This window comes from Brevibacillus jepli (genome assembly GCF_047229145.1).
In the GTDB taxonomy this organism is placed as follows: Bacteria; Bacillota; Bacilli; order Brevibacillales; family Brevibacillaceae; genus Brevibacillus.
The window spans coordinates 15,033-33,721 of record NZ_JBFEFW010000003.1; the positions used below are offsets into that span (position 1 = coordinate 15,033).

The 18,689-nt window shown below is 46.9% G+C and carries 14 protein-coding genes; 8 read left to right on the forward strand and 6 right to left on the reverse strand.

From position 1 onward, the window contains the following. Positions 1–36: 36 nt before the first annotated feature. The gene (locus tag AB1L17_RS03820) at positions 37–2,061 is read right to left on the reverse strand and encodes an exo-beta-N-acetylmuramidase NamZ domain-containing protein (protein ID WP_412843312.1); all 2,025 of its coding nucleotides are present in this window, start codon (positions 2,059–2,061) and stop codon (positions 37–39) included. Between the two features lie 245 nt (positions 2,062–2,306). Here AB1L17_RS03820 and AB1L17_RS03825 point away from each other — a divergent pair, with 245 nt between their 5' ends. From AB1L17_RS03825 to AB1L17_RS03855, 7 genes are all read left to right on the forward strand, one after another. Beyond that, positions 2,307–3,119: a copper amine oxidase N-terminal domain-containing protein gene (locus AB1L17_RS03825; RefSeq protein ID WP_412843313.1), complete on the forward strand. Its 813-nt coding sequence runs from the start codon at positions 2,307–2,309 to the stop codon at positions 3,117–3,119. A gap of 75 nt (positions 3,120–3,194) precedes the next feature. After that, a complete protein-coding gene (locus AB1L17_RS03830; protein WP_412843618.1) occupies positions 3,195–3,809 on the forward strand; it encodes a sporulation protein in 615 nt (204 codons plus the stop codon). Between the two features lie 128 nt (positions 3,810–3,937). Then, positions 3,938–7,141 (forward strand): AfsR/SARP family transcriptional regulator, encoded by a 3,204-nt coding sequence (locus AB1L17_RS03835; RefSeq protein WP_412843314.1) that lies wholly within the window; start codon positions 3,938–3,940, stop codon positions 7,139–7,141. 127 nt (positions 7,142–7,268) lie between these two features. After that, on the forward strand, positions 7,269–7,847 hold the full coding sequence (locus tag AB1L17_RS03840; protein ID WP_412843315.1) for a TetR/AcrR family transcriptional regulator: 579 nt from the start codon (positions 7,269–7,271) through the stop codon (positions 7,845–7,847). Between the two features lie 33 nt (positions 7,848–7,880). Then, the gene (locus tag AB1L17_RS03845; protein WP_412843316.1) at positions 7,881–9,071 is read left to right on the forward strand and encodes an HlyD family secretion protein; all 1,191 of its coding nucleotides are present in this window, start codon (positions 7,881–7,883) and stop codon (positions 9,069–9,071) included. Next, a complete protein-coding gene (locus AB1L17_RS03850; RefSeq protein ID WP_412843317.1) occupies positions 9,061–10,239 on the forward strand; it encodes an ABC transporter permease in 1,179 nt (392 codons plus the stop codon). Before AB1L17_RS03845 ends, AB1L17_RS03850 begins: the two co-directional genes overlap by 11 nt. Positions 10,240–10,424: 185 nt before the next feature. Then, positions 10,425–10,937, forward strand: coding sequence for a DUF3907 family protein (locus tag AB1L17_RS03855; protein WP_412843318.1), 513 nt, complete (start codon positions 10,425–10,427; stop codon positions 10,935–10,937). Between the two features lie 310 nt (positions 10,938–11,247). Here the strand turns inward: AB1L17_RS03855 and AB1L17_RS03860 are convergent, their stop codons facing one another. The 5 genes from AB1L17_RS03860 to AB1L17_RS03880 all read right to left on the reverse strand — a co-directional run bounded on the left by AB1L17_RS03860 (position 11,248) and on the right by AB1L17_RS03880 (position 16,812). Further along, on the reverse strand, positions 11,248–12,654 hold the full coding sequence (locus AB1L17_RS03860) for a S8 family peptidase (RefSeq protein ID WP_412843319.1): 1,407 nt from the start codon (positions 12,652–12,654) through the stop codon (positions 11,248–11,250). Between the two features lie 86 nt (positions 12,655–12,740). Beyond that, on the reverse strand, positions 12,741–13,511 hold the full coding sequence (locus AB1L17_RS03865; RefSeq protein WP_412843320.1) for a Cof-type HAD-IIB family hydrolase: 771 nt from the start codon (positions 13,509–13,511) through the stop codon (positions 12,741–12,743). Positions 13,512–13,622: 111 nt separating this feature from the next. After that, positions 13,623–14,738 carry an ABC transporter ATP-binding protein gene (locus AB1L17_RS03870; RefSeq protein WP_412843321.1) on the reverse strand — a complete coding sequence of 372 codons (1,116 nt, stop codon included), beginning with the start codon at positions 14,736–14,738 and terminating at the stop codon, positions 13,623–13,625. 112 nt (positions 14,739–14,850) lie between these two features. Beyond that, a complete protein-coding gene (locus AB1L17_RS03875) occupies positions 14,851–15,858 on the reverse strand; it encodes a PucR family transcriptional regulator (RefSeq protein ID WP_412843322.1) in 1,008 nt (335 codons plus the stop codon). Positions 15,859–15,900: 42 nt separating this feature from the next. Next, positions 15,901–16,812: a metallophosphoesterase gene (locus tag AB1L17_RS03880; protein WP_412843619.1), complete on the reverse strand. Its 912-nt coding sequence runs from the start codon at positions 16,810–16,812 to the stop codon at positions 15,901–15,903. Between the two features lie 161 nt (positions 16,813–16,973). On the opposite strand from AB1L17_RS03880, the gene acsA reads away from it, so the two are divergent. Continuing rightward, positions 16,974–18,689, forward strand: coding sequence for an acetate--CoA ligase (gene acsA, locus AB1L17_RS03885; RefSeq protein WP_412843323.1), 1,716 nt, complete (start codon positions 16,974–16,976; stop codon positions 18,687–18,689).

The window sequence follows — 18,689 nt, forward strand, 5'->3', positions numbered from 1 at the left end:
CCCGCTCTTTGACGAAGCGGGCTTTTCCTTCTGTGATTATTTTACGTTGGAAACTGTTGGATGATCGGCATGAATAACATCGAAACGATATCCTTTTTCTTTCAAGTGGGTAATGATTTCAGGTAGCGCTTCAGCTGTTGGTGACTTGGTACTCGAATCATGCATTAAGACGACAATTTCTTTTTGTGACTTTACCTGCTGCTTAATATTCGCAACAGTTTGTGCGGCTGTATACTTGTTGCTTCTTGCATCGCCGTTCGTTACATTCCAGTCGATGAACGTGTAGCCGCGTTCTTTTGCTTCTGTCTTGATGGCATTCATCACGGTATTTTGCTTGTTATAATGTTTGGGATCTTGATACTTCAAGCTGACAGTATTGGTGCTGCCTCCGGGATAACGGAACACAGTCGGCTTCACTCCTGTTGCTTTTTCAATCATTTGACTGCCTTTTTCCAAGTCTGCAAAAAAGGCATCCACGTTCTTGTAAACAAGCTGATAATTATGGGAATACGAATGTCCTCCCAGCGCATGTCCCTCAGCTACGATCCTTTTGAGAATGGCCTCATGACCAGGTACCTCACGGCCGACAATAAAGAAGGTGGCTTTGACCTGATGCTCTTTCAACGTATCCAAAACGCGTGGAGTCACGGGCGAAGGTCCATCGTCAAAGGTTAAATAAGCGATCTTCTCGGAAGACACAGGAGTCTTAGGAGTAGGCTGTTTAGGTGGTTCAGGACTCTTCGGTTGAGTGGTCTCTCCATTGTTCTCAGGCTGTGGCGGCTTAGGCGTATTTGGCTTCCCGGCTGGTGGCGTCACTGGCTTGGAAGGTTTGGGTTGCTTCTGCTCAACGGGCTGCATCGGTATAAATGGTTCGTCACCGTAAATTAAGTATTTTTGACGTAGCTCTTCAAATTTCTTTAGATCAGCCGCATAGGAAGAAACGATTTCCTGAGGGGATTTGCCTTGTTCGAGAAGCAAACCGATTTTGTTGGTACCCATTACCTTGTCAAACATGACGATTTGTTTGCTCGTGCTTTTCGGTACAGGGAAAGGCTGTAGCTGTCGGGCATAAGCCAACGCGTAAATACCTGTTTTAGCTGGGTTAAACAGTTTTGGATCGTAGATTTGAAGTCGTACGCCGCCTGCTGTTCCCTTGCTCTCCGGAATAAAAATAACACCAGGCAACATGCTTCCATTTAACATATCGGCGTACTTATGAGAATCTAAGCCTTCTGCTCCGATCCAGGTGAAATTATCACCTTGGCGGATGGGTGTACCTTCACCCAAGCCAGTTGCCATATATCCGAATACAGAGGTCAGATTCGGGATGTGGGGAGAACTCTGAATCCAGGCTAAATTGGTCTCTTGATAAATCATGCTTCTTGTGTATCCTTGCATCGGAATGACAGTAAGATCTGCGCCGATGGTACGGTTGAAAAATAGCGCCAGCTCTCCTATGGTCATTCCATGTGCCATCGGGAGGGCATCAATACCAATGAAAGAGCGGTAAGGCATCTCCAATACAGGACCCTCTACAATCTTTCCTCCGAGAGGATTCGGTCGATCCAGTATTATGACTTCTTTTCCTTGTTCCTTTGCAGCTGTCATGGCGTAATGCAAAGTAGATATGTAGGTGTAGGTTCGCGATCCGATATCTTGCAAATCTACGAGGAGTATATCGATGTCTTTGAGCATCTCTGGTGTTGGCTTGCGAGTCGATCCAGACAAGCCGTATACCGGTATAGCGTAGACGGGATGAATGAAGCTCGTTACTTGTTTACCTGCTTCGGTTTTGCCGTCTAGGCCGTGTTCAGGTGCATATAGAGCCGTTAAATTGACGGAACGATCACGTCGTAACATGTCGATTGTGCTGACTCTCTGACTGTTCAGCCCTGTTTGATTCGTAATCAGTCCCACTTGTTTTCCTTCAATGAGATGGTGGAACTGATTGAACAGTACCTCACTTCCTAATTGGATGGCGGTTGTGTTCGCGGAGCTTCCTACTGGAGGAATTAAGGTTAAGATTAGTGCCAGGATGAGGAAAGGAAGAAATTTGTTCATTGCACATTGCCTCTTTCAAGATATAATGCTGTCGCTTCTTGTCTATTGTAACGGTTTTGGAAAGCAAGATGGTTGCATTTTTGTAACAATTTGAAATTAGGCCAAAAGGAGGAGGAAAAAGTATCTTGAAGGAGGAGAGTTACATAGGAAAGAACGATCTTTTGAAATGGATGTTGCAGGAAATTCTTGAAACAGCCTCCAACCTATAGTAGATTAAGAATCGTGTAAACCTTTTTGGAAATGGAGTGAACGTTTTGCTAAAAAAAGTAACCTCATTGTTACTAGCAATCGCCTTAGTACCAATGGCAGCATTTTCTGCAGCGGCAGCACCTGCACCTGTAACTGCACCGAAAGCTGCGCAGACTGCTGTTAAAGTTGAGTACAATAAAAAACAAATTGCGTTTCCTGACCAAGCACCTATTATCAGCCAGGGACGTACGCTAGTACCGATTCGACCAATTGCAGAAAGCCTTGGCTTTGAAGTGCAATGGAATGAAGAAACCCGTACGGTGACCATCAACAAAGGGAAAGATAACATCAGACTCGTTGTCACCCAAAAAATCGCCAAGAAAAATGGACAGACTATCAACTTGGACGTGCCTGCACAAATCGTGAACAAGCGTACCGTTGTCCCTGTTCGTTTTATTGCAGAGGCCTTGAACTACGAAGTAGGTTGGGATGGGAATACACAAACCGTTTTGATTGCGGATAAGGTCAACGCAAATCAAGTGGGTCAACAGGAAAAGCCAAAAGACCCAGCGAAACCAACTACGGGCGAGAAGAAGCCAGAGCAGGCAGCAATTATTGATAAGGAAAGTGTTGAGGGTAAAATCTTTCGATTAGGGAATTTGGGGCTGTATCGAATTACCGGTAAAGTAGAACCGGGTACAGAGGTTACCGTCTCAATGGAGGACAAAACGTACGAAGTTGAGATTACAGCAGAGGGGACTTTTGAGTTTTATACAGAATCAAATGATGGAGTCAGAAATTACACACTGAATGCTGAAAAAGATGGCAAAAAAGATACGTTTGAAGGCGACTTCGATAAGTCAAATTAAGGAAGCTACTTCCTGAGTAAGAACACCTCCTGCACATCACACTAAGTGCAAGGAGGTGTTTTTGTTGTGAGACGAATGTGTGGGGGTATCATGGCTGTGCTCCTGTTTGCCAGTTTAATGACAGGGTGTTCGCCTAACAAAGAACAGGGCACCGAAGATAAGAACGGTAGTCAGGCCAAGTTTGATGCGCTTGGCATTAACTTCAAGAATGACAACGCCGGTAGGGACAAAGGACCGGCAGCGATGATCAGCCAAAAGATGGTTCATCAGCGAGAGCCACAACTCGTGACACACTTGGAAGGACATGCCGAAAATCTGCCGGGCATAGTCGATATCAAAGTGTTAGCCTACAAAGATAACTTGATTGTAGGTGTATTGCCGACCGACACGCCAAAGCCTGACGAAGTAAATCCGCGACCTTCTATCCCTTATACACCTGGGAAAATTGTGCGAGTCGATAATGGACACCCGGATGCGCTGCAAAAACGTGTCGTGGACCGGATGAGAACACGTTTGCAGGCCGAAACACGCTTCAACATTTTATATGTGTCTACGAATCGAGCCATTTATGATCGGGTTGCAGATATCCATTTGCGTATTTCGAACGGAGAGCATATCAGCGATGAAGAATTCCAAGTCTTGTTAAATGACATCGGATATACGGTCAAAGGCATTAACTTGGTCGACTGAAAAAGCACCACCTGGACTTCCCGGGTGGGCTTTTTGGCGATTGAAGGTCAAATGGCAGGAGAATAGTTAGAAATGGGGAAATAGTCAAAGAAACGGTCAACAGGAGAACGGCAAGGAGTGCACATTTCATGATTCCATTCCACATTCCTATTTCCAAAATAACTCCTCCAGGGCAGAAACCGTATGTCTTGCGGCGGCCTGCATTGGCAAAAAAGCTGAGACTCTTGCAATATACGCAGCTTTGTCTCATTCATGCAGGTACAGGCTATGGCAAAACGACGTCTCTGGCTACATTTATACATGATGAAGCACTCACAGCATCCTGGTATACCATCCATGATGGAGACGATGATCTTTTTGCGTTTGTCATCTGTCTAGTGGAAAGTGTTCGTCAGATTCAATCTGGTTTTGGACAGCATTTGCGAGAGCAGCTACTACACCTCAAGGAGCAGAATCCCGTACCATCCATAGATAATCAGGTACTGGTCGACTGGTTCATCGGGGCATGTGTACAGCTCCAAGCAGAGCATCTGATTGTTTTGGACCATTACCAACGGATTGAAGCTAACAGCGCCGTCGATCGATTTATTCAACAGGTAGTGGAGGTACTCCCACAAAAGGTCAAGCTGGTTATATTGACGCGCTCACGACCGACATGGTCCAATCTCGAGCTATTATCAGCAAGAGGAGAATGTTTGGAACTAACGACAAATGATCTTGCCTTCACGCTTGAGGAGAGTGAAGCATTTTATTCCGATCAATACGACATAGCGTTATCTAAAGAGGATTGGGGTCGCGTGGAAGAGGTTACACGAGGCTGGGTGATGGCACTTCGTTCTATTGGTGAAATGGTAACGAGGGGCCAGACGGTGTCCGATAGTTTGCGTGAGCTGTCGCGATTGCTGCATTTGCTGGAGGTAGAGGTCTGGACAAAGCTAGATACAGACATGCAGCAGTTCTTGATCGAGGCTGCGGTTCTCGAGCAATTCGATCTGGAGGATTGCAAACAGACCCTCGGGGAAGCGTGTATCGAAAAGCTACGGGAAGCACAGCGCTGCAATCTTTTTCTTCACGTCCATACTGGTGTCTATTCCTTTCATCCACTATTCCAACGTCTCTTGTCGAGCAAGCTAGCTGTGAATCAAGAGACGTATGTACAAGTGAATCAAAAGGCTGCCGGTTGGTATAGACGAAAAGGAGACGAGGCCCAGGCTTTTTGGCGTCTGCGTCTCTTTGAACAATGGGATGTACTGGGTGAATGGTTGTGCCAAGCATCTGAACGACTATTGCAAGCAGGGAAGCTGGACTTTTTATATGAATGGATGACGCTGTTACCTGAGAATATCAAGAACGAACAGCATTGGTTATGGTTTTACCAAGGAGAGGTGGAGCGTTACCGCTGTCTTTATGCGAAGGCATTTTTATCCTATGAGCAATTTTTAAAACAATGTGAACAAAAACAAGACCAAATGGGATTATGCCGTGGGTTGGAGGGACAAGCACGCGTCCATTTGGACAGTGTACAGGGCGTCCGAGCAGAAGAGCTGCTTAAGAAGGCGATTCAACTTCTTCCTCCGTCCGAGCAAGAGAGTGAAATGGCCCCGCGACTATACCGTCTGCTAGCAGAAATTTATACGAATCGTGGGGATGCCAAACAGGCAGCAGCATGGTATGGGCGCAGTCAAGAGCTGGAGCAGCAGACGGAGGTGGAGCTGGAATCACGTCTGTTATTTCGGACTGGCCGCCTACAGTCCTCCATTCAGCTTTTAGAGAGCAAGTGGCAGGTAGAGCAGATGAAGCATCCTCCACTTACCAGATCGTATCGGGAAACCTCGTTGCTGCTCTCTTTTGCGTATGCATTGAATGGTGAATGGGAGCGGGGGTGGGAATCTGCGGAAACAGCCATTCAATTGGGGCGCGCTGCGCATTCCCCTTTTGTAGAGGCGAATGGCTACGTCCGAAAAGCCCATGCTGCGCTGATCAGTCAAGCATTGCCGACTGATGAGATTCGTCAGCTTTACGAAAAAGGATTGCAGATCATGGAGGAACTCCAGTCGACACGCGGAAAGTCAGAAACGCTTCTCGGACTGACGTTGCTGTACGCAAGAGAAAAGGCACTCGACCAAGCCCTGCTGTATGGCAACAGGGGCATTCAGGAAACGGAGGCGATGCGCGACGACTGGTTAGGCAGTCTGGTACGCATGGCCATCGGGATTGCTTACGCCAAGTACGGAAAAGAAGAAGAAGCGTGGGCTACCTTTATCGATTGTGCCGACAGGCTCAGCCACTGCGGCGACAGCTACAATGTCGTGATTTGCCAATTGTGGCTTAGCTTTTTGGCCTACCGTAAAAAGCAATGGGAATTGTTCGTTCCTGCGGTGACACAGGCGCTGTCGCTGATGCAGTCTGGGGAATACCACTTCCTTCTGCAGCGTCCTACCTTGCTGACGCCGCATGATGTGCAGCAGCTAATGCCGATTTTGATTGAGGCAGAGCGCCGAAAGGTATCGCCGGATTATGTCTCCCAGCTATTAAATGATTTGGGCCTGCAGAACGTAACGTTCCATCCTGGATATACCCTTCGCATTCAGACGCTGGGCACATTTCGCGTGTGGCTGGGAGAGCGGGAGCTGAGCGAAAAGGCATGGCAGCGTGGGACAGCCAAGCTGTTATTTCAGCTTTTATTGACGAAGCGACATCATTTATTAGCGCGGGAAGAAATCATGAACCGACTCTGGCCAGACAGTATCGAGGAGGCGGCGATCCGCGATTTTAAAGTATCGCTGAATGCATTGAATAAAGCGTTAGAGCCAGATCGTGCTGCAAGAACGGATACCTTTTTCATTCAACGCCACGGCAGCTCTTATGGTTTCAATCTGGCTTCCGGCTATCATATGGACGTAGAGGAGTTCGAGAAGCTCGTGACGCTGGGGTTGGCTGAACCAGACAGACGTCAGGGTGCGACACTTTTGGAAAAAGGTCTAGCGTACTACTTGGGTGATTACTTGCCGGAATGCCGCTATGAGGATTGGTGTGTAGAAGAAAGGGAGAGAATGCAGGCGCTGTTTCTGCGCGGAGCAGAGCGTTTGGCCAAGATCATGCTAGAGGATGGTAAATTGGAAAAAACAATTCGCTGGTGTGAGGCAATCTTGCGGGTAGACGATTGCTGGGAGGAGTCCTACCGTTTACTGATGACTGCCTATTATCAACAAAATAATCGGACACAGGCCATCCGCTGGTACGAAAAATGTGTTGCAAAGCTGAGGGATCATCTTGGTGTTGCACCAATGCCTGCAACCACAGAAACATATTTTAGAATCATGGAGAAATAAAAGATCGCACACAATGCGATCTTTTTTTAATTAAAGCAATGCTCGCTTGACAAAACTAGGAAGGATCAGTAATATAATTTTTATACTGACCAGTCAGTTCAAAAAAATTAAAAGGGGGACAGGAGTGATGGCACCATCAAAAAAAGATCAAATTGCGAATGGAGCCCTAACCGCATTTGCCCAATTGGGATATAGCGAAACAACGATGGATGCAATCGCGGAAATGGCGCAGGTAGCAAAAGGAACACTGTATTATCACTTTTCCACAAAGGAAGAGCTGTTTTTGTACGTGATAGAAAAAGGCGTGAAGATGCTGATTTACCATGTAGATAGTGTCATGCAAAATGAAGAGCTTTCCTTGGAGGATCGCATTCTGAATGTGCTGGATGAGCATCTTCGCTTCTTTTCCGAAAATCAGGACTTGTGTTTCCTATTGCTGAGTGCATTCTCAGGAGATGGACAGCGCGACAGAATGGTTGGCAATCTGTTAGGTGGCTATTTCCATACGATGGAGACACACATGTTGGAACTGCAGCAGCAAGGCTATATCCGGGCAGATATAGAAATTCGCACACTCGCATCCGCGTTGTTTGGTATGGTTGGCTTTACTGTGCTTCGCAAACAGTTTCGCAAAGAGCCAGTAAACAGTGCGACAGATAAACAGACACTGCGTTATATGCTCTCAGGAATGTTTCAAACAAATTAAATCTAGAGATACGTAAACAAGAGGAGAAGACAGATGAACAAACGTGCATGGATAGGCGTAGGTAGCTTTGTAGTCAGCATTGCAGTACTAGGAACTGTACTGTTTGGTTCGAATGTAAGTAGCATGGGTGGCCAAAATACAACGAAATTAGCAGGTGTCATCGAAGGAACAGAAGTAGACCTCTCTTTTAAAATGGGCGGGTCAATCGAACAGCTTGCGTTAAAAGAAGGAGACGAAGTAAAAGCTGGGCAGGTTGTTGCTACTCTTAACAGTGAGGAGCTTCTTGCGAAGAAAGAACAGGCAGAGGCTGCTTACAAGCTCTCCCTCGTAAAGCTTGATCAGGCGAAAAAAGGAGTATCAGTGACCGATAATTCCAGCAATGCGCAAGTGGATCAAGCGAAAGCAGCAGTCAGCTCAGCTCAAGCTCAGCTTGACGCGAACAAAAATGGAGCGCGTTCAGAAGAAATTACACAGCTTAAAGCAAAACTGCAAGCAGCGCAAACCGCCAATCAAATTGCGGCAACGAACCTGGAACGCATGAAAAATCTGATGGCGGAAGGTGCCGTTCCACAAGTGAAAGTGGAAGAGGCGCAAATGCAAGCCGATAAAGCTCAGGCAGAACTGAAGGCTGCAGAAGAACAGTTGAAAATGGCTCAAACTGGATCTCGCAAGGAGCAGATCGATGCTGCTCAAGCACAGCTGGACCAAGCAAAAGCGGCTTATAACCAAGCAGTAGCAGGAAGAGGTCAAGTAGGCTTGAAGGAGCTGGATGTTAAATCCGCAGAGGCAAACGTCCTGCAAGCAAAAGGTGCATTGGCGGAAGTGGAAGCCTACGTGAACAATACCAAGCTGACAGCTCCAGTGGACGGCATTGTCAAATCGGTTGCGGTTCAAAAAGGAGAGCTGGTTTCGCAAGGCTTCACCGTTTTGACGATTCAAACTAAGGCAGACAACTACGTGAAATTTTATGTGAATGAATATGTTCTCGCAAATGTGAAAACAGGAGACAATGTGAAATTGTTCGTCCCTGCTCTGAATAAAGAAGTGGATGCGAAAGTGGTTACGGTAGCTCCTGCTGCTGACTTCGCTGTGAAAAAAGCGACACAGGAACTCGGAGATCGTGACATTCGATCCTTCCAAGTGAAGCTGCTCGTGTCTGATCCGGAACTGCGTCCAGGCCTGACGGTTGAGTGGCAGCTTGAAGGAGCTGGTAATGGTGAATAATTTTTCTCACCTGTTTTGGAGTGAATGGAAAAATCTTTTTGCTAACAAAACGATCCGTAATATTCTCTTCATCGTTCCACTCATTTATTTGACGATGTTCGGATTTCTGTACAGCGAGAAAAAGGTGATGGAGATTCCTACAGTAATGGTGGATGCGGACCAAACGGAGCTGAGTCGTGAGCTCTACCGGGCTTTTGAGGTTGATCATACATTTCGGATCACGTCCATCGTAGGAACAGAAGAAGAAGCAATGAAAATAGTAGATAAGGGCGAAGCAAATATCGCCCTGATCATACCTGCTGGCTTAGAAAAGGATGTAAAGGCTGGACGAGAGGCACAGGTACTGACGGTCATTGACGGTAGTAACATCATGATTTCGAATACAGCCGTTCGCGCAGCGAGTACAGCAATTAAATCGGTTTCGGCGGGAACCACTCTGAAAAAGATGGAAGCACTTGGTGGTTGGGGAGAAGAAGGGAAAAACATGTTTACCGGTATCGATTATCGATACAGAGTGCTGTATAACCCGGCCTTCAGCTATATGTCCTTTATGGTGTTCGGACTCGCAGGTACTGTACTCCAGCAGGTGTTGTTCCTCGGAATTGTCTTGTCAGTTGCCCAACAAAAAGAAGCGGGAACCTGGAGGGATACATTATCTCGCCATAGCTTCTTTGCGATAACCGCGAGCAAACTGTTGCCGTACTTCCTGGCAGGAACACTCAACATGTTCATAGCGTTTACGCTGATGTTAAAAGTTTTTGCTATCCCGTATAACGGAAGCACCTTCGACCTGATGTTATTGGCTTCTGTGTTTAACTTGGCGGTGTTGGCGATTGGATACGCGATTTCCTTTATTTCTAACAGTCAGCTTCAAGCCACACAGATCGGTATGATGATTGCGGTACCTTCGTTCATGCTATCCGGTTATACATGGCCACTCATGTCGATGCCAACGGGGATTGTTGCGATTGCAAAATCATTGCCGCTGACCTATTTCTTGGACGGTGTCAGAGAGATTTTGACGAAGGGACATGGGCTGTCATCTGTGACACAAGACTTTGTCGTTCTCGGTTTCATGACGCTCATCGGATTGTTCGCAGCCTATATCATTTATTTGTTACAGATAAGGAAAATTAAGGGAAAAGTTAGAGAGCAAACGGCAGTATAAATTGCAATTTCATGTAGAAACTTGGCTGCGTCAGAGTTATGGCGTAGCCTTATTTTTGTTTATACGATCCTCTATATCATCTTCTAAAGCTATCTCATCGTATAAAAATTACCCTTGTGTAATAAATAATCTTTCCTTTATACTTATTATAAAAAAGGCAGATTCTTCAACACTAGGGGGACTTTATGTCAGCGACTCATCTAAAGCAATTGTGCGAGGAGACGTACACCAAGTTGAAAAGGGTAAGCATGGAAGTGGAGCGTTTTTTGAATCAGGTTACCTTATCTGGTCTTGTATCCGCGTCAGGTGATCCGGAAGAATTTGAAACGTATTACCGTCATTATCTTTCCGACTTGCGACACCTTTTGGTCTACTGCGAAAATGCATACGAAAGGCTGGGAGTATCCCTCCGTCGCGCGCGATTTCATGAGGAGTTTGCCGAGGAAGTATTGTATCAGGTGTACCATACCTGTATTAATAACTTCTACTATCCCAAAGGTGAGGTTTACGAGGAAGATGGGCGATTGGCCTATACTGGTCAGGATTGTATCATTTTCCGCAAGCAGGTTGTCCCTGAACTGCAGCAATTGACCTTGTCCTTGTCCAGAGTGTTCGAGCCGATGCGTAATGATCTGCAATATTACGAAACAGACTATATCGCGAAAAAGCGTATGGAACAAGAAAAAGCACGGGCATAATTTGCCTTCCTGCATCAATAGAATACGTCAAACAGAAAAAGGTGGAATGGACCACCTTTTTTCTTATTGTCTCGCCCCTTTTCTCGGTTTGCGTTTGTGATAGGATTGCATCGATTTGGTGTAGCCCAATTTTTCGAAAAAGAGCTCGTTACCAGATTGCGCACCGAAGAACAAGGAAGTGGGGGAGTGGTCCCATGCCAGCTAGCAAGCGATAAACAGAGGTTCGTGAACAGAACGTCGACCTCCTGCTACAGGTTTATATAAAAAAAGCGTACGAATGATAAGCTCGTACGCTTTTTTTTCGTTTGGTCTATTGACCGCCAAACCGTAAGCGTTGGAAGAATTTATTGATCAAGCCGCCCACTGTTCTTGTCGGTTGTGGTTGTTCCGTTTGGGCCGGCTTGGCCGGTTGAGCTTGGCGAAGTGTTTGATTCACATTGATCATGCCGTAGCCGTACAACTTGTCATGGCCGGGAGCACCGAGATCAGTGGCAGATTGCCTGATGAGATTCATCACGTCCCGCGTGTTCATATCGGGATGGATGGAACGGACGAGCGAAGCTAATGCAGCGACATGAGGACACGCCATCGAAGTACCGGATAGCGAGGCATAATCGCTATAAATGTAAGTGCTCGGGATATCCACTCCGGGAGCTGATACATCGACATAATCACCAAAATTGGAAAAATCGGCGCGTTCTTTGCGGTGATCGACAGCGGCAACAGCAATGACCTCTTCATACGCAGCAGGATAGCTAGGCTGATCACTCGCATCGTTTCCAGAAGCTGCGACCAAAACGACATTTTTATCAAAGGCATAACGGCAAGCTTCTTTAAGCGCCGCGGAGGAGGTGTAGTTACCCACACTCAAGTTGATGACATCTGCTCCGTTATCCGTCGCCCAATAAATGCCTTGTGCAATGTCCACAGCTGAGCCTGAACCATCTGCGCCAATCGCTTTGATCGGCATGAGCTTACTATTCCAAGATATCCCGGCTATTCCATCTGCGTTGTTCGTTTTCGCGGCAATGACCCCGGACACGTGGGTTCCGTGGCCGTTATCGTCCTGCGGCTTATTACTGCCATCCAGGACGTTGTAGCCTTTAACGAGCTTGCCAGCGAATTCTGGATGGCTCATGTCGACCCCTGTATCGACGACAGCGACAATGACATCGCTGCTGCCTTCGCTGACGTCCCAGCTTTGTTCCATGCCGATCAGAGAAAGATTCCACTGGTACTCATTATAGTAAGTATCGTTCGGCTTCACATTCGGGAGCAGGAGATAATTCGGCTCAGCATAGACGGAGTCAGGATGCTCAGCCAGTTTCTTCATGAGCTGCTTGGTAGTCATGCTCTTTGATTTGATAATGAGAAACTTGTCAAAATCACGTTTGATCTTGGCATCCAAAGAGGCAACGAGCTTATCAATTTTCTCTTGCGGTGGACGGGGAGAAAAACGTACAACAACTTCATTTTCTACATAATGACTGCGGTCACGCTGGTTATGACGAAGCGTTTGAATATGGCTTTTTTTCTCCAAATCACGACGAATGTCTTTCACTTGTTCAATGTAGTTGATCCGTGGAATTCTCGCTTGAACAGAGGTCACGCGGGGATGAGGTTCGCGCATTTCTTGCTCTGCATTTTGATTCATCCGATACGGAACAACTACGAGACCGACCAAGGCAATGGCGGCGACGATAGGCCAGACGCGCAAAAAAACTCACTCCCTCCAGTGCTGTTGTCTATAGCGTGCACATGGAGAGAGTGATTATGAAGGAAATAGCTTACATTTTAGAGGGACTAGATTAAACCGAGCTTCTCTAAGCCGTGTTGGATGCCACTATCGTTAACGTGGCGAGTAATCATGTTGGCGAATGGCTTCAGATCTTCATGCGCATTGCCCATAGCTACACCCATGCCTACAAAGGAGAGCATTTCTTTGTCATTCAATCCGTCTCCAAACGCAACGGCATCCGCAGGTGTTAGTCCCATATGCTTTAATACAGCTTCAATCCCTTTCGCCTTCGAGCCGTTAGGGGGCAAAATATCCATACAGTGCGGGTGCCAACGAATGTAGGAGACGTCTCGGAATTCCCCTGTATACATCGATTCTTCTGCGCCACAATAGAGAAAAGCTTGATAAATCGGCGTTTCCTCCCAGTAACGATGGCGATACGCCGGAGCTTCCAGTCGTAACGAATCAAAAGACTCGATAATATGCGGGTGATCACTGGCATTTGCATAACAGCTGTCCGCACTCAAAAATACCATCGGATGAGAATGTCCCTCTGCCATATGCTCAAGCTTTGCCAAAGTGCCCGTATCAATCGGTGTATGATGGATAATCTTCCCGCCGCTCATTACGTACGACCCGTTAAAGCCTACGAATGTGTCAATACCCAGCTGCTCAGCGATTGGCCTCAAATGATAAGGAGATCGTCCTGTTGCGATCGCGACGTGGACTCCGTTTTGTTTTAGTTTTTCTACGGCGTCAACAGTTGTTTGTGGAATCAAGTGATCGGTGTTCAGTAAGGTTCCGTCAATGTCAAAAAAGACGATTTGATACGCCATTTTTGTTCCGCTCCTCTCCACGCTATCTCTCTAGGTGTGATCTGTACTCCATTTTGTGCAAAAAAATAGAAAAAGGAATGCCGGATGTGGACACTCCTTCTCATTGCGCTATTAGAATACCGCTACTTCTGCCTCGCTGTCAAATACATGACATTTTGCAAGATCCATAGCAAGTTTTACCTTCATTTTTGGCTTGAGTGCCTCGCGGGAATCAACGCGTGCAACCATCTGTGTATCCCCGATATTGTGGAAATAGACGTACAGCTCGGAGCCCATATTTTCCACGACTTCAATTTCTGCCTCCAGAGCGCTCTCAAACGGATTTGCTTCCATAAATGAGGCGTCACTATAAATGTCCTCAGGACGAATTCCAAAAATAACCGGCTTATTTACATAACCTTTTTCCCGTAAAGTCTTCGCTTTGTCTTCAGGGAAACGCACATGAATATCTTGCGCATCGAAAAAGAGTGCTCCGTCTTTCTCAGAAAGATTCCCTTTGACAAAGTTCATTGCAGGTGAACCAATGAAGCTCGCTACAAACAGATTGACTGGATGGTTGTAAATTTCTGTAGGAGTTGCCACCTGTTGAATAAGACCGTCCTTCATGACAACGATCCGGTCGCCCATTGTCATGGCTTCTGTTTGATCGTGCGTTACATAAATGATGGTTGTATTCAAGCGTTGATGCAGCTTCAAAATTTCCGTGCGCATTTGTACACGCAGCTTGGCATCGAGGTTGGACAATGGTTCATCCATCAAAAATACTTGCGGCTCACGGACGATCGCACGCCCCAATGCGACACGCTGTCTTTGGCCCCCTGACAGGGCTTTTGGCTTGCGGTCTAGCAAATGGGAAATATCGAGAATTCGTGCTGCGTCTTGTATCCGTTTATCGATATCGGATTTGGAGAATTTGCGCAGTTTCAGACCGAATGCCATGTTTTCGTATACATTCATATGCGGATAGAGTGCGTAGCTTTGGAAAACCATGGCGATGTCCCGATCTTTGGGAGCCACATCGTTGACACGGCGATCGCCTATGTATAAATCACCATCTGAAATTTCTTCCAGACCCGCAATCATACGAAGGGTGGTAGATTTACCGCAACCGGATGGTCCGACGAGAACAAGGAATTCCCGATCTTGAATCTCCAGGTGAAAATCGTCTACTGCTGTCACGTTATTACCATATCGTTTATAAATGTGGGAAAGACTTACCTTTGCCATGGAAAAGGCACCTCCTCGATTTTGTGAAGAGAGCATATTCTTGGTTGACTGTATCGTAAGGGTACCAATTCTATTGATAGAAGGATACGGACATCATATACAAAATGTTTTGTTAATTTTGACGAAAGAGAAGGTAGAGCTGCAGCATAACCGCATCGGGAAACAATCGCGGGTCCAAACCGGTTTGTTCCGTCAGCTTGTCCAATCGATACAAAAGCGTATTTCGGTGAAGAAAAAGCTGCCGCGCTGTATCACTTACGTTTAGTTGTCTGGCGAACAACGTATCCAACGTTTCGAGCTGTTCATCTGTCAAGTGTGGAACGGCAATGACGGCGGATAGCTCCTTTGCGATCGCAGCTGCTATTTCTTTGGGCAGGGAAGCAGCCCATCTTTCCAGTGGATAGGACCAGTCGCCAGCTACCATCATTTGAGGTCGATAATATTGGAGTGCGCGGGCAAGGGATAAATGCCAGGAGAAAGTATCACCCAATGCGACTGGAGTCGTAATTGGCGTCCCGACAATAATGCGAACGGGCTCCATCCATTCCATAGTGATCAGGTCATGCAGGCCAGATGCCCATTCCAAAAGCTCTGAAGGTGCTTTTTGATGATCAAGCATGGAGACGGGGACGAGTAGAAGCGCATGCGTATGACTTACTGATAAAAAATCGGGGGCTCCTTCAAAAAAATCATGCAACAAGGGCTGCAAGGAGTCCCAACCACCTGTGCGATCCGGTCTGCATCGTTCTAATAAAAAGGAGACGCGTGCTTCTTTCCACGGCCATTTTGCTTCCAGCTGTGCTGGGCTTGCAACAGGGGAACCAGAGACAATGCCCTGCAACCAATCGGAAATCTGTTGGGAAAGGGGGAGCGTCGCCGGATCATCCACTCGAGGAAAAATCAGATCCAACAACGCGCGGGCAGAAGTATGCCAAGTGGAAGTTTCAATAAGAATGAGTGTCATCACGTTGGTACTCGAATGGAATGCAACTAGCTCCCAGCCTTTTTGTTCCCAATCCTGCTGGACTTGTGCAGCTTCTGCTTGCGTGACTTGTACATATACAATAGGCAAATTTGTCGCTTGTCGGATGTGCTCGACATCTCTCTTCCATTTTTCCACAAGGTGACCCCCATCTCGACACGAAAGTAAGGCTATTATACCTTAATCGAGCGCGAGCGTGGCAGCTGTTTCCTGAATGACAGGTGCTGGAGCGGTGATCTCGGCCGATGGTGTCTTATGCTGGGCCTCGTTTCCTATTACATGCAAAGTCATCTCTGGACGGGAACGCAATCGGATGTTTACCCCAGTTTGCCCCAAACCTTCACTGATGTAAAAGGGACGCCCATCCATTTCGTGCAATCCTTTTACGATATTCAGCTTAGGCAGCTTGCCCATCGTTGCGAGATGAAAAGGTCGTGGCCAATGAATCTGTCCTCCGTGAAAATGTCCAGACAGCAAATAATCGTAAGCATACTCTTTCATATGCAAAACTATATTAGGATCATGGGTTAAGACGAGCCTAGCTCCGGTTTCTGGTACACCCAGAAAGGATTTGTCCAGGTTGCTATGGCGGGTGCTGAAATCATCGACACCAATAACATGTAACGGTTGCCCCTTGTGATAGACCGTTTCATTTTGGTTGATGAGAACGCGACAGCCAATTCGTTCCAGCTCTGATTTCAGCTGCGCGAGCTTGAGGGGCGATAGAACGTAATCATGGTTGCCAAACACAACAAAAGTTCCTAGAGCTGGCTTCAATTGCATAAGGGACTGCACAAAAGAAACAGCCTTCGGAATGTTTCGTTCGCGATCCAGCAAGTCACCTGTAATCGCAATCAAGTCCACCTGACGCTCCGAAAAATCAGCGACAATGCGCTCGGGTCGTACCGACAAGTTTTCCATGTGTAAATCAGACAAATGCAAGATCGAAACTGGCTCAAAATCATGAGGATTTTGAATGCGCAAAGATTCTTGTATCGAAATGGATACATCCATGATTTGAACGTCAAAGGTATTGCGATAGGCTCGAAGAAGCAGCAAGGCGATAGCCCCAAGCAAAATAAGCCAGATCATCATGGTCAGCCATCTCCTTTACGATAAGAGTACCGTCATTATACAAGAAAATTTTCGAAAACGAATAAGTAGGTTCTGGCAGGAGGAATTACGCAAAAAATGTAGAAATATTATGAATGTTGCGTAGTGAGTAAAATGATGTAGAGTGGGAGAGTGAGGACATGAACGTGGAGAAAATTCCGGCAACGGAAGGCCCTTATAATCTGGAAAATTATGACGAAGCATATGCGAATTTTGATTGGGCGGATGTGGAGAAGCAGTTCTCCTGGTACGAGACCGGGAAAGTGAACATGGTGTATGAAGCCATTGATCGACATCTCGCTACTGATCGCAAAGACAAAATCGCTTTGATGTACAGCAATGCGACCAGAGACGAAACGTATACCTTTGCGCAATTAAGTGAGCTATCCAATAAATTCGGAAATGTGTTGCGGGATTTGGGCATTGTAAAAGGGGACCGCGTTTTTGTGTTTATGCCGCGATCTCCAGAGCTTTATGTAAGCGTTTTAGGGACGATCAAGGTTGGCGCAATCGTAGGGCCACTGTTCGAAGCGTTCATGGAAGCAGCTGTGCGTGATCGCCTGGAAAATAGCGAAGCAGTCGCGATTGTCACTACACCTGCACTCTTGCCACGCATTCCTGTAAATGACCTGCCTGCACTAAAACACGTGATTGTCGTGGGAGCAGAAGAGGAGCTGAAAGAAGGACAAATCAGCTTTGAAAAAGTGATGGAAGAAGCCTCCTCCGAGCTGGAAATCGAATGGGTGGATCGTGAGGATGGAATGATCCTCCACTACACCTCAGGCTCGACGGGCAAACCAAAGGGCGTTTTGCATGTTCACAACGCCATGGTCCAGCATTACCAGACAGGGAAATGGATCCTCGACTTGCAAGAGGATGATATTTATTGGTGCACGGCAGACCCGGGCTGGGTAACGGGTACTTCATATGGTATTTTTTCTCCTTGGTTGAATGGAGCGACTATTGTCGTACGTGGTGGACGTTTCACCCCCGAAGACTGGTACAAAGTCATTGAGAAAAACAAAGTGACAATCTGGTTCAGTGCTCCGACAACGTTCCGCATGTTCATGGGAGCAGGGGACGAACTCGTCAAGCAGTTTGACTTATCCAGTCTGCGTCACGTCCTGAGTGTTGGCGAACCGCTCAATCCTGAAGTCGTTCACTGGGGAATGCGCGTGTTTAATCAACGCATTCACGACAACTGGTGGATGACAGAAACAGGTGCTCAGCTGATTTCCAACTATCGCTGTATGGCAATCAAGCCGGGATCGATGGGTAAGCCGTTCCCTGGCATTTATGCAGCGATTATCGACGACCGTGGAAATGAGCTGCCGCCGAATCGAATGGGGAACCTGGCAATCCGTACAGGCTGGCCATCCATGATGCGACAAATCTGGAATAACCCAGCGAAATACGAAGAATACTTCAGTATCCCAGGATGGTATGTATCCGGGGATTCTGCATACAAGGATGAAGAAGGCTACTTCTGGTTCCAAGGGCGGATCGATGATGTCATCAATACATCTGGTGAGCGCGTTGGCCCATTTGAAGTAGAGAGCAAGCTCGTGGAGCATCCAGCAGTAGCGGAAGCAGGTGTCATCGGCAAACCAGATCCGGTACGTGGTGAAATTATCAAGGCGTTCATTTCTCTGCGAGCGGGCTATGAGCCGAGTGAGGCGTTGATGGACGAAATCCGCAAGTTTGTCAAAGAAGGACTGGCTGCACATGCTGCTCCTCGTGAAATCGAATTCCGCGACAAGCTGCCAAAAACACGCTCCGGTAAAATCATGCGCCGCGTCTTGAAAGCGTGGGAGCTGGGCTTGCCGACTGGCGATCTGTCTACCATGGAAGACTAA

Coding starts and splice junctions, on each gene's coding strand:
- AB1L17_RS03820 (WP_412843312.1), bottom strand. CDS start 2,061: ATGAACAAATTTCTTCCTTTCCTCATCCTGGCACTAATCTTAACCTTA.
- AB1L17_RS03830 (WP_412843618.1), top strand. CDS start 3,195: ATGTGTGGGGGTATCATGGCTGTGCTCCTGTTTGCCAGTTTAATGACA.
- AB1L17_RS03835 (WP_412843314.1), top strand. CDS start 3,938: ATGATTCCATTCCACATTCCTATTTCCAAAATAACTCCTCCAGGGCAG.
- AB1L17_RS03840 (WP_412843315.1), top strand. CDS start 7,269: ATGGCACCATCAAAAAAAGATCAAATTGCGAATGGAGCCCTAACCGCA.
- AB1L17_RS03845 (WP_412843316.1), top strand. CDS start 7,881: ATGAACAAACGTGCATGGATAGGCGTAGGTAGCTTTGTAGTCAGCATT.
- AB1L17_RS03850 (WP_412843317.1), top strand. CDS start 9,061: ATGGTGAATAATTTTTCTCACCTGTTTTGGAGTGAATGGAAAAATCTT.
- AB1L17_RS03855 (WP_412843318.1), top strand. CDS start 10,425: ATGTCAGCGACTCATCTAAAGCAATTGTGCGAGGAGACGTACACCAAG.
- AB1L17_RS03865 (WP_412843320.1), bottom strand. CDS start 13,511: ATGGCGTATCAAATCGTCTTTTTTGACATTGACGGAACCTTACTGAAC.
- AB1L17_RS03870 (WP_412843321.1), bottom strand. CDS start 14,738: ATGGCAAAGGTAAGTCTTTCCCACATTTATAAACGATATGGTAATAAC.
- AB1L17_RS03880 (WP_412843619.1), bottom strand. CDS start 16,812: ATGATCTGGCTTATTTTGCTTGGGGCTATCGCCTTGCTGCTTCTTCGA.
- acsA (WP_412843323.1), top strand. CDS start 16,974: ATGAACGTGGAGAAAATTCCGGCAACGGAAGGCCCTTATAATCTGGAA.